General features: G+C 41.7%; 9 protein-coding genes. 7 read left to right on the forward strand and 2 right to left on the reverse strand.

The window, feature by feature from the left end:
• Window positions 1-10 precede the first annotated feature (10 nt).
• From ACSLUK_RS00945 to ACSLUK_RS00970, 6 genes are all read left to right on the forward strand, one after another.
• On the forward strand, window positions 11-1,264 hold the full coding sequence (locus tag ACSLUK_RS00945; protein ID WP_448546616.1) for a hypothetical protein: 1,254 nt from the start codon (window positions 11-13) through the stop codon (window positions 1,262-1,264).
• A 33-nt stretch (window positions 1,265-1,297) separates the two neighbouring features.
• On the forward strand, window positions 1,298-3,421 hold the full coding sequence (gene ovoA, locus ACSLUK_RS00950) for a 5-histidylcysteine sulfoxide synthase (RefSeq protein WP_448546617.1): 2,124 nt from the start codon (window positions 1,298-1,300) through the stop codon (window positions 3,419-3,421).
• A 25-nt stretch (window positions 3,422-3,446) separates the two neighbouring features.
• Entirely contained in the window at window positions 3,447-4,574 is a 1,128-nt protein-coding gene (locus ACSLUK_RS00955; RefSeq protein ID WP_448546618.1) for an aminotransferase class I/II-fold pyridoxal phosphate-dependent enzyme, read from the forward strand.
• A 125-nt stretch (window positions 4,575-4,699) separates the two neighbouring features.
• Complete coding sequence (locus ACSLUK_RS00960; RefSeq protein ID WP_448546619.1) at window positions 4,700-6,934, forward strand: carbohydrate binding family 9 domain-containing protein; 2,235 nt, start codon at window positions 4,700-4,702, stop codon at window positions 6,932-6,934.
• A 238-nt stretch (window positions 6,935-7,172) separates the two neighbouring features.
• A complete protein-coding gene (locus tag ACSLUK_RS00965; RefSeq protein ID WP_448546620.1) occupies window positions 7,173-8,393 on the forward strand; it encodes a hypothetical protein in 1,221 nt (406 codons plus the stop codon).
• Window positions 8,394-8,515: 122 nt separating this feature from the next.
• Complete coding sequence (locus tag ACSLUK_RS00970) at window positions 8,516-9,379, forward strand: universal stress protein (protein ID WP_448546621.1); 864 nt, start codon at window positions 8,516-8,518, stop codon at window positions 9,377-9,379.
• Between the two features lie 99 nt (window positions 9,380-9,478).
• On the opposite strand, the gene ACSLUK_RS00975 is transcribed toward ACSLUK_RS00970, so the two are convergent.
• The gene (locus ACSLUK_RS00975) at window positions 9,479-11,533 is read right to left on the reverse strand and encodes a S8 family serine peptidase (RefSeq protein ID WP_448546622.1); all 2,055 of its coding nucleotides are present in this window, start codon (window positions 11,531-11,533) and stop codon (window positions 9,479-9,481) included.
• Between the two features lie 471 nt (window positions 11,534-12,004).
• Entirely contained in the window at window positions 12,005-12,223 is a 219-nt protein-coding gene (locus ACSLUK_RS00980) for an EF-hand domain-containing protein (protein ID WP_448546623.1), read from the reverse strand.
• Between the two features lie 386 nt (window positions 12,224-12,609).
• Here ACSLUK_RS00980 and ACSLUK_RS00985 point away from each other — a divergent pair, with 386 nt between their 5' ends.
• A complete protein-coding gene (locus tag ACSLUK_RS00985) occupies window positions 12,610-15,570 on the forward strand; it encodes a TonB-dependent receptor (protein ID WP_448546624.1) in 2,961 nt (986 codons plus the stop codon).
• Window positions 15,571-15,582 lie beyond the last annotated feature (12 nt).

Genomic DNA, 15,582 nt, shown 5'->3' on the forward strand with positions numbered 1-15,582 from the left:
CGGAATGTAAATGGAACAAGTACTTGAACACAATGAAGTAACATCATTGTTTAAAAGTGTCATAGTTTCATTGCAAGAGCTGATTAATTATCAAGGGATTACACCTAAAATTCACTTTGAAGTAGAAGGGTGTTTCGTGCCACTTATTTCCCCACGTGGTGCTGTCTCATTTGAAGGCGTTAATCGCAGGCTCAAGCACTTAGGTATAGATGGCAAGATAATTCCTGAGTATTGGCGCAATCAATGGGAATTTGTTTCTGCGTTTCATGGACAAACACCACTTAAAGAAGCGCAAAATATAGCAACGTTAATTAAGCGGTTACCTGAATTATTTAAGCAAGAAAATATTGGTGAACTACTCATCAGGCCTGTGGTGTGGTCAGGCGATAAAGGCAAATTAGCGCCAAAATGTCATAGCATTTTTACTCAGGATAACCGTGCTGTACATATTCCTAATGCGATTCAAATGAATATCAGTGTTTGGGATGATCGTACAAATGAAAACCTGCTTGTAAGCGAAGAGTTTGGTGCTCACTTACAACAGATTCTGATGCAACGAAGCCGAGACTGTAGTTTACTTTTTTTGCCAGAAGAAGATGCATTTGCGCGCTTTTCTTTAAAAACTCAATATGGCCTCGCACGCGAGCTGTGTTCGCCTAGCGATATTTCGGGGGGGCATCAAGGGAGTATTGCCCTTTACAAGCAGTGGGGAAAACATAACCAACCAATGGGGATAAAAACACTGTTGGTCAACACCAATAACGATATTTTACTTAGCCAACAAGATTGGCACTCAACGACTCGCATCGAACATCGTTTGGGGGCGTCTAGTGTCTTTTATAACGCATACAGCAATGTGATTTTTGCGTTACTTTGTGTGATCGAAGCGCTCAATGAATCAGCAAATAAGGTAAACGTGGACACGGAAATTTGTGCCGAAAAGTTCATGCTTCCATCATCTTTGTATGATACAACAGTGGGAGTGCATTGCGCTAAGGGCGACACAGAGGAATGCGAGAATCACTTAGGCGCTATCTCATTGTTTATGCAAAATTCATGGTTTATCAAAAGTATAGACGAGGCGTTAGCACATCATTCAGAGATTGCACCTCAATTGCGCAACGACAATACGCAACAACGATGTCATGGTATAAACAGTATGCTATTAGATACAGTAAAGGCTTCTAAATTGTCAATTGGTGAACAAGTTCATCAAGGGATTTTAGCTCCCTATTTGCCTGCGACTATCATAACATCAAGGTAAGCAGACTATATAACTCATAATGCTACGAACGACATGATGCAGGAAAAAATAATACAGCTAACAACACCACTATTAACAGGGAACTCTGTTGCTGAAAAGCGGGCAGAACTGAAAGCCTATTTTGATAATAGTTGGCAAACTTATGAGTCGTTGTTTGCATTAATCAATAATGATAATGCTTACTTTCTTCGCCCTGAACCGCTACGACACCCACTTATTTTCTATTATGGCCATACCGCCACGTTTTACATCAATAAGTTGATGCTGGGTAAATTTATTAGTGAGCGAATCGAGCCTAAACTGGAAGCAATTTGCGCTGTTGGCGTAGATGAGATGAGCTGGGATGATCTCGATAGTACACACTACGATTGGCCAGACGTAAAGCAGGTTCGTGAATACAGACAAAAAGTCTACCTGCTCGTTCATCAGCTCATTGATACTATGCCGCTTAGCTTACCTATAACACAAGATTCATTGGCTTGGATTATATTGATGGGATGTGAGCATGAGCGTATTCATCTAGAAACCTCGTCAGTGATAATGCGCATGCTACCACTGGAACACCTGACGTTAACTTCACCAATGTGGCAAGCTTGTCGAGACTATGGTCAATCTCCTGAAAATACGTTAGTTCCTGTGGCCGGAAAACACATAGTGTTAGGCAAAGCGAATGATGACGATACGTATGGTTGGGACAATGAATATGGTGAATGTCCCGTTGATGTGGAACCGATTGAAGCAAGTCAATTTTTGGTTTCCAATGGTGAATTCATGGCATTTGTTGAAGCGGGAGGGTATCAAAATAGTGAATATTGGGGAGAAGAAGGGCAATCATGGCTAGCATACACACAAGCCCAAATGCCGCGATTTTGGTGTAAGCTGCAAGATCAATACTTTCAACGTAACTTACTAGAGTTAATCCCTTTACCGTTGAACTGGCCTGTTGAAGTCAATTACTTGGAGGCAAAAGCATTTTGTCAATGGAAGTCACAGCAGTCCGAGGCGTTTATCCGCTTACCAACAGAAGCCGAGTGGTACTGTCTACGGCAAAATATTTCTGGCGATATCACTGATTGGCCTGAGATTTCAGCAAACATTAACTTAGCTTACTATGCCTCTTCCTGTCCGGTAAACCGATACAGTCACGATGGTATGTATGACATTGTTGGCAATGTCTGGCAGTGGACTGAATCGGCTATTGATGGCTTCCCAGGTTTTAAAGTACATCCACTGTATGATGACTTCTCTACACCAACATTTGATGGCAAGCATAATCTGATCAAAGGTGGCTCTTGGATATCGACAGGTAATGAAGCAATAGCCTCATCGCGTTATGCGTTTCGTCGTCACTTCTTCCAACATGCAGGGTTTAGGTATGTAAAATCCAGCCAAGAACAAGTACCGACAATTAAAGTGAGTCATTTTGAGAATGACATCGAAATTTGCCAATTGTTGCAGCGACACTATTTACCAAACAAATACACAGGCACAAGCTTCGCAAAAAAATTAGCCGAGTTAGTGATGGCTGTCAGTACCCAACATAAGGTGAAAACGCATAAATTGCTAAATTATGGCTGTGGTGTTGGACGAACGGCATTTGAGCTGGCAGCGTCGTTTGATATGGTCGATGCGGTCGACTTCAGTGCGAGAACCATTCAACATGCGGTGGCAATGCAGCAACATGGCCATACGCGATTTGTCACCATTGAATCGGGCGACATTGTGCAATATCACGAAGTCACCTTAGCAGATTTAGCACTCGTTAAGCCGCCTAGCAATATTTATTTTTCTCAAGGTGATATAAGCAATTTAAAGCAGGTTTACCAAGAATACGATGTGATAGTAGTGCAGCAGGCACTTGAAAAAAGCTATCACCCTAAAAATGCTTTATTGTCTTGTCTGTCTAGGTTAGAGACAGGAGGGTTACTTGTGGTTGCCAGTGATGGTCAGTTTGATGAACGCTATACCGAAAAGCCCCTATGGCTAGGAGGGATTAAGGTGAATGGTGAAAATTTAGTTGCAGACGCAGGCATTAGTGATGTGTTGAGCCCTCAAGCCAAATTATTGGCGACTTATGCACTAAGCGAAGAGACACAGTTAAATAGCACGAACAGGCTCGTCACAGATATTCAAGTGATGGTTTGGCAAAAGTTTTGAACAACCGAGCTATACATAAATAGTTATGACCCTTGAATTACCTGCACATATAGCGTTTACACGCCAATTGCCAGAGGTTGTTACCAACTTGAGTAACTCGTGTGCGCAGTCAATGACGGTTGCCGAATTACTGGCATTAACTAACGCGACTTTTGACGATTGCAACCTCACCTATACCTCTGTAGCTGGGAGTTTAGCGCTTCGCGAGGCCATTTTGGCTTACCAACAAACGCTTAATGAAAAAGTACATTCGTTGACTGCTCAACATGTAGTAACTTTTTGTGGCGCACAAGAGGCATTAGCGGCAATTTATAAGACAGTTTTGTCACCTGGCGATGAGGTCATTGTGATGACGCCCTGTTATCCCTCTTTGGTAACTATGGTGGCTCAGCGTGGTTGTCGTGTTGTTGAAATTAAGCTAGCAGAACACGAACAATGGCAATTTACATTGTCAGATGTAGCTGCAGCAATATCTGACAAAACCAAACTCATTGTGTTGAACGCGCCACATAACCCTACAGGGAGTGTGATTTCCCGCTCATTGCGACAAGCTTTGCTTCAACTAGCGCAAAAGCATCAATGCTATTTACTGGCTGATGATGTTTCGCAAGCATCCAATTATAATAACGAAGATCTGGCTCATGATTATCTCAATTATGAAAGAGCGATCAGTGTCTCTGTGATGTCGAAAAGTTTAGGCTTGTCAGGCATTCGTGTCGGTTGGGCCATTACTCAGTGTACGCGTCTCGTTGACGGTTTACTGGCACAAAAAGCCTATGGTTCAATTTGTACGTCAGCGGTTGATGAGCAACTGGCCACACTGGCACTGCGAAATTTTGAACCTATTATTGCGCGAAATAATCAAATCATTCATCAAAACATTGAATATTTTCAACAATTTGTAACAGAAAATTCTGACTTTATAAGCTGGCTTGCGCCGCGGGCAGGCATATTGAGTTTAGCCAAAATAAATACTGCATTGCCGATTGAGCAGTGGTGTTATCAACTTGCTAAGCGGCACCAGACCTTACTATTACCCGCAACGCTGTTCGGTTTAGATGGACAATATGTCAGAGTAGGATTAGGTCAACGTCACTTTAATAAACAATTATCCCCATTAGCTGAGTATCTATCTCTTTGTTCTCAAAACTAATTGTTATTTCATTGGTTACATTTGGTTACATTCTTAATTACAACTATTTTCGTATTTGTCGCGACAATAGATAAAACAATAAGCGCATCAATGCGTAAACTCTCGGTCAAAAATAAGAAAATAACATGTATAAATACTCATTATTAGCAGCAGTCTTTCTGGCAAGCTTTGCTGGACACGCGACAAAAATGCATCGTAATCAATTTCAACTTGTTCATGCCAAAGATGAAATTACCGTTGACGGTAATTTGAATGAGGCTATCTGGCAGAGCGCCACCAAAATGGAACTCAAGTATGAGAACAATCCAGGTGAAGGCTCGCCTGCGCCGGTAAAAACGGATGTTTATTTTTATGAAGATGGAGAGTCATTCAATGTAGCTTTTGTCGCTTACGATCCTGAACCAGACAAAATTAGGGCATCATTACGTGACCGAGATGCATTATGGTCTGATGACAATGTTGGCATTATCATCGATACCTTTAACGATGAACGTACTGCCTATGAATTCTTTGTGAACCCACTTGGCGCACAAGCTGATATGCGCATGGATGATACAGATGGCTGGAATGAAGATGATTCATGGGATGCAATTTGGGAGAGTGCTGGCCAAATAACCGATGAAGGGTATGTGGTAGAGATGAAAATTCCATTTAATGCCTTACGTTTTCCTGATCGAGAAGGGGGATTAGTTTGGAACGTTGCCGGTTGGCGAAACTACCCTCGTGATGTGCGAATTCAAATGGCCACACATAATTCAGATCGTGATCTGGAATGTAACATATGTCAATTTGAGCAATTGACGGGATTTGAGTCAGTTACACCTAGTAATAATTTTCAACTAACGCCAACGTTGACGATTTCTAGACAAGACGAAAAACCTGATTTACCTGGCGATTGGGTAGAGGGTGACACAGACATCGAACCGGGGTTAGATATTCGTTGGGGCATAACGCAGGACATGGTACTGAATGCGACCATTAATCCCGACTTTTCACAAGTAGAGGCTGATGCAAGTCAACTCGATGTCAATAATACATTTTCATTGTTCTTTCCTGAAAAACGCCCATTTTTCCTTGATGGCGCCTCTTATTTTGAAACGAATAATTTCAATTTAGTGCATACACGCAACATTGCGGAGCCAGATGTTGGACTAAAAGTGACAGGCAAGACCGATCAACATACATACGGTGTGATGGTTGCGAATGACAACAATACCTCCTTTTTAATGCCGGGCAACCAAGGTTCTGGCATCGCCACGCTCGAAGAAAAATCAGAAGTAGCAATTGCACGTTATAAAATGGATGTGGGTGAGCGAAACAATGTAGGGGTGTTAGTTACACACCGTCAGGGGGAAGAGTATCGTAACTCACTTGTTTCTGTAGATGGCTCTTATTGGTTTAATCAATCGAGTAGTTTGAGCTACCAAGTTGCGCAATCTGACACTAAAAACCCTGATAGCGTTGTTGAAGATTTTGAAGTGGCACATGAGCAAGATGATCATGCCTACTCTGTTAATTACTCACATAGTACCAGAGACTATAACTTACGTGCTGGCTACACCAATGTTGGAAAAGATTTTCGCGCAGATTTAGGTTTTCAGTCTCGTGTTAATTATGAGAAGGTGGTATTCGGCGGGCGACATACATGGTATGGCGAAAGTGATGATACTTTCACGCGCTGGGGTGTTTTTGGCGATTGGGATCAAACGCATGATCAAGATGGCAATAAGCTAGAGCAAGAAATTGAAATCCACGGTAATTTGCAAGGACAAAAGCAATTCTTCACTAATTTTGGTATCGTCCATCGTGAACGTTTATTTGATGATCAATATTTTGATGAAACGCAATTTATGATGTTTGCCAAATTCGTTCCAGTTTCTGGTGTCGAAGTAGGTAGTTTTATTAATTTTGGTAAACAGATCGATTTCGCTAATACGCAACTCGGTGACAAAATCTATTGGGAAGGCTTTGTTGATTGGGACGTGAATGAGCATGTTAGCATGGAACTCAACTATAACTTTAATACATTGGATGTAGATGACGGAACGTTGTTTACGGCAAATCAAGTAGACTTTCGTTTAGGTTATCAGTTTGATATGCGCAGTATTTTAAAGTTAGTGGTGCAATATACTGATATTGATCGTAATGCTGATTTGTACAGCTATGATGATATTGCCGATCGCCCTGACGAAACGAGTCGCTATTTTTCAACACAGTTAATTTATTCCTACAAAATTAACCCGCAAACCCTGTTTTTTATTGGATACTCAGACGGTGGTTTTCAGGACGATAACCTAGATTCATTAGAGCGTAATCAACGTACTATTTTCACTAAATTCAGCTATGCATGGCAGCTATAATACCAATCTGTGATTTGAGCGTACTTTGATTACAGTTCCTCGATTATACTTAGTACTACTAAACGATAAATCGAGAGCTGCTTTCAAAGTACGCTCAGCTTGAATAAATTTTATACCTCATCGTTCTACACGCGCTAAAGTGAATATCTTCACTTTAATCATTTTACTGTATCGAAACTAAGCGCTATGATGTCTTCATTGTTGCAGATGACCTGCCACTCAAAAATTAAAATAAATTATGTTGTTAGAAAAAGAAGACTTAATCGCACTTAACCGTACAGGTGAGAATTTGAAGAGCGTATTGCGTCATATTGTGAGAGAATTTCCACAGTCGGCACAATCAATTACTGGCATGTCAAAATGGCTAGACTTTAACCGCTCTAATTGTCAACGTATCCTAAACGGTATCAATCGCAGTAAGGATGGTAAGCAAGTACTATGTTATTTGCCGGGGATTGCTGGCCTACAAGATTTCTTAGTACAAGTAGAAAAGCAAGGACTGCACAAGCCACAAATTTTAGAGGCAAAAAAGGCGGTCGCCGTTTTTGATTCTCAGATTCGTAAATATGCCCGTAGTCATGCCGAACTGAAACGGTTACTCGGTAGTAATGTTACCAGCTCACATCTCGACAAAAACATGTTGTCAGCGGATGAAAAGCGTGAACAGCACTATTTGGCGTCCAAACAACTTATCGGCTCATCGATTGATACCTTGTTTAGTTGCTACATTTTGAAAGAAAGCAGCCACGACCCGCAATATTTGCAAGAAGTTGCGATGATTTCTAAGCAAAATATTATGCGCTCAAAAGCATCACCTCCTTTTGTACAGTTTTATACGCATCCGCATCCTGAAAATTTTTCAGTGCCGGAAAAAATAACCGAAGACTCGTTAATCGACACCAGCCGCTTTCAGATAGGTGTTGTGGATGAATATTCAACGAAGGGGTTACTTGAAGCTTATTCGAGTTACTCAGCAAGTAATTCAGGGATTGTTTTTAATGATATTGAAAACAAACTGAACTTTGACGCAACCTTTTTGTTCAGTAACCCTGACGAATTGGCTAACCCATTGGTACATGAAAGTCGCTGTAGCTCGACCAGTATTTCCATTAAGAACCCAACGAAAAAGCTCATCATGTTTGTGTTTCTGGAAAAGAAAATTGATATGAGAAGCAGCGTAAATGTTGGTTGTTATTCGGGTAATCAAAAAGTGGAAGAAGGGAGTTTGCGTGCCGATGACATGTGGACAGAGCGCTTGCCTGAGTTTCCTGAACTAAAAATTGTTAACGCTGGCTCGCCGTTAGCAGAAGTTATTGCAGATGTTGAAGTAGGTAAAATGACAGACTATTTATTCAGATTTTCAAATCTAAATAAAGACGATTTTATTTGCTACGCACTAGAGGTAAACCACCCAATTTGGTCATCGACTTATCGCATTTACTTTGAACATTCAGTGTAATAAGTTTTTGCATTGCTGAGCATTTATCATGACGAATTCATGATTTGCGTCAATATGTGTGGACCAGATTAGCGGTAAAATATGGATTAAATGGCAAATTGGAAAAGACAAAGGTTGATGAAATGAACAAATTGTTAGTAGTGGCAGATAAGGTCGGTGAATCTTCGGTCGCATTGAAGCAGGCGTTGATATTGGCAGATACGTACCAGGCACAGATACATGTTGTCCAGTTTGTTTATGAAGATCTTAGGGACGTATCTAACGATCACGACGAAATTCGCAATACCATCATTGACCGATTATCAACACAGCTTGAACAGGAGTTGGCGCATACAATTTCTGGACAAGTTGAGTACACCTATGAAGTGGTTTGGCTGAAAAAAATACATCAATGGATTATCGATTACACACAAGAGCACAAACCTTCGATGGTACTTAAAACTGGGCATCGCACTGAAAGTACTTTTTATACACCAACAGACTGGTTGTTGATACGTGAATGTACCGCACCTGTGTTGATCGTCGCTGAAACCAAGTGGCGTAAATCGCCTAATGTGTTTGCTGCGATTGATTTGGGCACTAAGCTTGAAGATAAACAAGCCTTGAATAAGAAAATTTTGACACATGCCAAGCAGTTGGCACAAAGTTACTCTGTTGATTTACACGTATGTTACGCGCCGCCAGTTTCTCCACTGCTTCGAGACTTAGGGTTACAATATGCTGATGAGGTGGAAGAAAATGCAATTCGCGACACCAAGGCAGCGATTGAATCCTTGAGTCAAGAGTTCGACATACCTAAGAAAAATTTTTCCATTCATGCGGGAGATCCAGCTAAGGTGATCCCTAGTATGGCAGCAGAAGCCAACGCTGGTTTAGTTGTCATTGGCACGGTTGGCCGCACAGGTTTAAGCGGCAAGTTTATCGGTAACACCGCTGAAAAAATCATGATGTTACTTAAAACTGATGTCTTAGCATTAAAGCCATAACCGTTTATTATTATTAGTTAGCCACGCATGTGTGATTTTGCTGAGTTGAAATAGATAAAGAGCCTCAATTGAGGCTCTTTTTAAATAGTACGCCGTTAATTATTGGCAGCTACCTGTTTTTCTCCAAACGTTGCTGAATACTTCAGGGTCTGCTCCCGTAGACCACCAAATTGCATCATATTTATTCCCATTGTGTGACACTTTATCACCTAATGAATAAGACTTAGATGCAGACCATGCATCTAGTCCGCCGCATCCAGTATTGTCACCAGTTGTCACTGTGACATATTGATAGGAAGTATGGCTAAGCCCTTCTACATCATAAACCGTGAGACTCACTGTGTAGGTGCCAGCACTATTGTATGTATGACTAGGTGATTGTTGTGATGAGGTAGTGCCATCACCAAAATTCCATGCTGAGCTTGTCACCGCTTTATCATCAGTCGATGTATTCGAAAACGCGACGCTAAGATTGTTAGCCGTGAAGCTAAAGCTTGCTACCGGGGCATCGTTTTCTCCGGAACCATCACATTGATCAAGTCGTTCCCAGACATTGCTATAAATATCCGGCTGAGCGCCCGTTGACCACCAGATAGATTCATATTCATAGCCGTTATATGTCACCTTGTCACCAATTGCGTAACTTGCGCTACTTGACCATGGCGAAGCACAATTACCATTGTTAGTGTCGCTAACATCAATCTGCTTGGTAATAGAATCCGTTAAGCCTTCCTGGTCACTAACTGTGAGTTTTACTTGATAGCTGCCTGCGGTTGAATAAGTATGAGTTGGGTTATTAGCTGATGAAGTACTACCATCACCAAATGTCCATGAATGACTGGTTACTGCTTTATCATCAGTTGAGCTATCTGAAAATGATACCGTTAAACCGTTGTGTTGCTCTGTAAATGCTGCATCAGGTGCTTGATTTGGTGGTGGCGTATCACCACACACGCTTTGCAGGTGATCATGTGCAGCCCTTGCTTTGACAATACCGTAGCCATAACTATTGTCACGACCTGCCTGTCCACGATCTTCTGCAGTCGCATTTAAACCGTCTCTAAGTTGTCTAACTGTGCACCTAGGATTGTTCGCCCACACTAGCGCCGCAACACCTGAAACGTGCGGTGTTGCCATCGAGGTACCGCTAAGAGATTTATAGCCGCCATTGTTATATGTTGAATTGACACCCACACCTGGCGCAGAAATTTCGACTTGTGCATTATATTGTGAAAAGCTTGCTTTATTGCCCGAGCTATCAACGGCGGCAACTGACATCACCGAGCTGTACGAAGCTGGATATGACATCGATGAGTCACCGTCGTTACCGGCAGCGGCTACATTGAGGATGCCTGCTGCGTATGCTTGATCAAATGCGGCTTGTTCCGTTGAAGATGAACCACCACCGCCTAAACTCATACTGATGACAGTCGCACCAGCTGCACGACATTGGCTAACTGCCTGAATCAAATCTGAACCATAAGCCCAACTGCCTTGATCGTTAAATACTTTAACAATATGTAGTCCGAGCTTACCGCTTGGGTTAACACCAACAACGCCTTGCCCGTTGCCACCGATTGCAGCTATGGTGCCAGCTACGTGTGTGCCATGGCCATTACCATCGTTGTACCAGTTTCCCGTATCGTTTGAGCCGTAGCCATCATCGCCGGTAATGCCAGAACTTGGTAAATCAGGATGATTGAGTGTATAGCCGGTATCCATAATACACACTTTCTGATTTACTGTGCCGCTGTCTGATAACTGCTGTGCTTGTACCATAGTAATGCCATATGGCGTAGATTCAGCGTACAGAAACCGCTTCGGATCGACTTCTACCGAGGCAACCTTATGGTTATTTAGCAATCGTTGCTTTTGTTCAGGCGACAAAATGACAGCCATTGCATTCACATTGGGCATGTGTTGTACAATTTGTGCATCTACGGACTGCGCGGTTTCTTCAAATAGCGAGCGTTGGCTTGGTGTTGCATGCAAAATGTTCTTACTACTTTGTGCTTTTTCTAATCCTGTTTGTTTAAACGTTACAATAAAGCGCTGTTCCTTATTATATTGTTCGACTATATCTGCGGCATTAGCTGCCAAAGGCATAGTAAGCGCCGACGCAATGAGTGAATATTTAAAGATTTTATGGTTCATGATTACCCTCTAATGTTTTGTAATTGTTTATTATTTTTTTCTACAACTTCGAGAGCCAATAGCACTACAAAACGTCGATTTACTTGGTCGCCGTTATTGCTCTGGCTTAGCCAAAAGTGGTCACTTTTAGCGGGAAAGAGAAACATTGTATTTTTAATACTTCTCGTTCGTTAACTAATCTTTAACATTTTAAGTGTGAATGCAAGGTGTATTTGAGAGTATCTGAGAACTGATGTGGGCGATAGGGACATGTTGGCGGGGCGATTGATTTTTGAGCGAAACAGCCAAGGGGAAATTACGATTTGAATCGTAAATTTAAGTATTGAAAGCTAACTGAAATTTTCTATGGGCAAAGAATTTCGCCGAAAGGTTGCTGAGAACGTAGGTTATTCTATATGGTTATGGTTTATAAGTAAAAGTTATGGATAAGCAGAGAGGCAATACTGCTTATCCTTCCTTAGGTGAAACTAGCTAAAGTGCTAGTTCGATCACCATCTCACGTAACTCTTCTTTAGAAATCGAGTTGTCATGATTGGTATCAAAGCGCTTAAAAATACTCTCACACATGCGAATGCCCTTATCTTGTAAGAGTACATCGATTAATTCTACAAATTCACTACGATTAATGACGCCATCATTGTCTTCATCGAAAACTTCAAATAGTTCGTCGACCCACTGATTTAAGTCCATCAGTATCCCTTAATAATTAACTGCATTGATGAAACTTTATCGCTAATTGAAGCTTTTGTGAATGATTAATTTCAATTTCTGCGCTTTCGCTAAAAATCTGCCAATTATGGGTGCATTACGCATCAGAAATTAGATAAATAACCAGCAGTTTATCAATAATTATTCACCAAAAGTCCCATTTAATAACTTTTTACAATTGAATAATGTCTTTCTAAAACAGTTAGATATCTGAGAAATGTAACCGAATAGCACCAAGTGTCAAAATTTGATCGTTGATCAGTCAATGTTACTACAATATACTCGTGCTAGATATATTGTATACAATATATCTAAATAATAATTTTAAGCCGAGCGACGAAGTCGACGGTAATTCAAAGGGTAAAACAATGGCACATTTAACACATACGGGTTTTAGTTCTCGTAAAACACTTACAGCGTTGGCTGTTGGTACAGCATTATTCATGTCAACACCAAGCGCATTTGCTACCGACGGTAAAGGTGCACTTCATGGTCATATCGTCACGGTTCAGGGCACTGATTTAAGCAATGCGACAATCACGGTTAAGCATGAAAGCAAAGGTATTGTGCGTACTACACGTACAACAAATAATGGTGACTTTTCACTAAAAGGCTTACCTATTGGTAATTACACCATTACTGTATCCAAAGACGGTTTCGGCACAATCACTGAGCAAAACGTTTCAATTAACGTTAGCGGTTTGGAGTTCGATGCGACCTTGGCATTAGAAGGCGACATTGAAAAAATCGAAGTTACAGGCGCACGCATTAGCCAAGTTGATACTACGTCAACTCAAGCGTCTCAGGTTATTTCAACAGAACGCCTTAAATTATTGCCAGTAGAGTTAGATTCAACAGCTATCGCATTGCTCGCGCCGGGCACTGTTGGTGGTGACAATGCATTTGGTGGTGTAGCAATTGGTGGTTCATCGGTTGCTGAAAACGGTTACATGCTTAACGGTTTAAATATTACCGATGTGCGCAAGGGCATGGGTGATATTGAACTTCCTTGGGAAGCTATTCAACAAACAGAAGTGATTACTGGTGGTGTATCGCCTGAATACGGTCGATTCATTGGTGGTGTCGTTAACCTAGTTTCAAAATCTGGTGATAACGACTGGACGTTCGGTGGCAAGGTAGAAATAGAACCTCAATCACTGCGTGAACCATCACCGTGGGTGAACAACGATGGCAAGGTGATTAAAGACGATACTTCTGAGTATGACGAGCGCGAAATCAATATCTGGGCGAGTGGTGCGATTATTGAAGATACACTTTTCTTCTATGGATTGTACAACCCACAAAAAGGTGATGGTTCATATGAAAATGACACCTCTTACCATGAGCACGAGTGGGAACGTGATATGTGGTTTACCAAGCTCGATTGGGAGATTAACGAAAATCATTCTTTGAGTGCGATGGCATTTGATAACGGTGCTAAGGGACATGATAACGAGTGGCGTAAAGATGCTGACGGCAATTATGACCGTAGCAGTGAGCCGGGCACGTCACGATGGAAAAATGGTGGACTAGTTTGGAACGTTCAGTATACGGGGTATCTTACTGACGATATTACACTTTCAGCAATGTATGGCCGTGTAGAAAACAAAACAGGAGTGCCAAGTGGTACGCCTGATATGTCTACTTACACAGACAGACGTGATGGTGTTAGTGTGCCATTGGGTAACTGGGTCGGATGGGGCGATTCATCGACAGAGGATGTGCGTAAAGTTTATCGCGTAGATTTGGACTGGGTGATTGGTGACCATACATTACGATTCGGTTTCGATCATGAAACTTTAGAAATTTCAGATTATTATGAACCTCACGGTGATGGTTGGTATACATACTACCGTGCAGCCGAAGATGGCGCCGCTGGTTTACCTATTCAGGCAGGTGATGAGTATGCAGATCTACGCATCTGGGGTAAAGCTAGTGAAACTGAAAACGAATCAAATGCCTTTTACATTACAGATACTTGGCAAGTTAACGACGAGCTCGTTTTAAACCTTGGTGTACGAGCTAGTACTTTTAGTAATACAACAGGCTCGGGTGACAAATATGTTGATTTAGACGATCAAATTGCCCCTCGTGTTGGCTTTACTTATGACTTACTTGGCAATGGTGACAGTAAACTATATGGTTCTTACGGTCGCTACTTCCAGCCGGTATCTCCTAATACCAACGTAAGAATGGCCTCTGCGGCTTACGATATTCATCACATCTACATGTTAGAAGGTGTCAATTCTGACGGATCTCCGCAATTAGGTGACTTATTACGTACTGATGTAGTTGCTGACGGCACAGTCCCTGATGCTGACCAATTGTTTAATAACCAAGCAGAGTCGATGTATTCAGACGAAATTGTGATTGGTTACGAACAACAAATCAATGAAGATTGGGCTGCGGGTGTACGTTTAGTATCACGTGAGTTGAAGCAATCTATCGAAGATATTTCGTTCAATTATGGTATGAACCAGTGGATCAAAGAGAATTTTGCTGATGATCCAAATATGGAAGATTACTTAGTTGGTGGTTGGTTCCCAACGCTAACTAACCCAGGCCGTGACGTTACGATGATTTATGATGTTGATGGCGACGGTACGAAAGAAGAAGTGACTGTTAGCTCTGAAATGTTAGGCTTCCCAGACTCTAAGCGTCAGTACTATGCTGCTGAGTTTAACGTTTCTGGTTATGTAACTGAAGATTTTTTCATTGCATCATCTTACACTTGGTCACACAGCTATGGTAATACGGAAGGCTTGGTAAGATCAGATAACGGTCAGGCTGATCCGGGTTGGACGACGTCTTTCGACTATCCTGAATTAATGGACAATGGCTACGGTGACTTACCTAACGATCGTCGTCATAACATCAAAGCATATGGTATTTATACCATCAATGATGATTTCAGTGTTGGCTTCAACTTTTGGGCGAAATCAGGTAAGCCAAAGAGTGCCTTTGGTGTTCACCCTGAAGACGATGGCTTCTGTGTAACTGCGGTTCAGGTTGACGGTGTTTGTTATGGCCGTGACTGGTACGGTGCAGCTTCTTTCTACAACGATGGTGTTGCAACGCCTCGTGGTAGCTTAGGACGTACTGAATGGGTTTATAATTTAGACTTGAACCTTACTTACCGTGTTGATCTGAATGACCATGGATTACTTACGTTCAAAGCGAATATCTTTAACGTATTTAATTGGGATGGGGTAGAAGGCGTTGATGAACTGTCAGAGTTTGACAGTGGTACAAACAACCCTCGATTTGGTTATGCCGATGATTTCCAAACGCCACGTTATGTGAAATTGTCAATGCGTTACGACTTCTAATGCTGTCTTAGC

It is taken from the genome of Thalassotalea fusca (assembly GCF_053485835.1).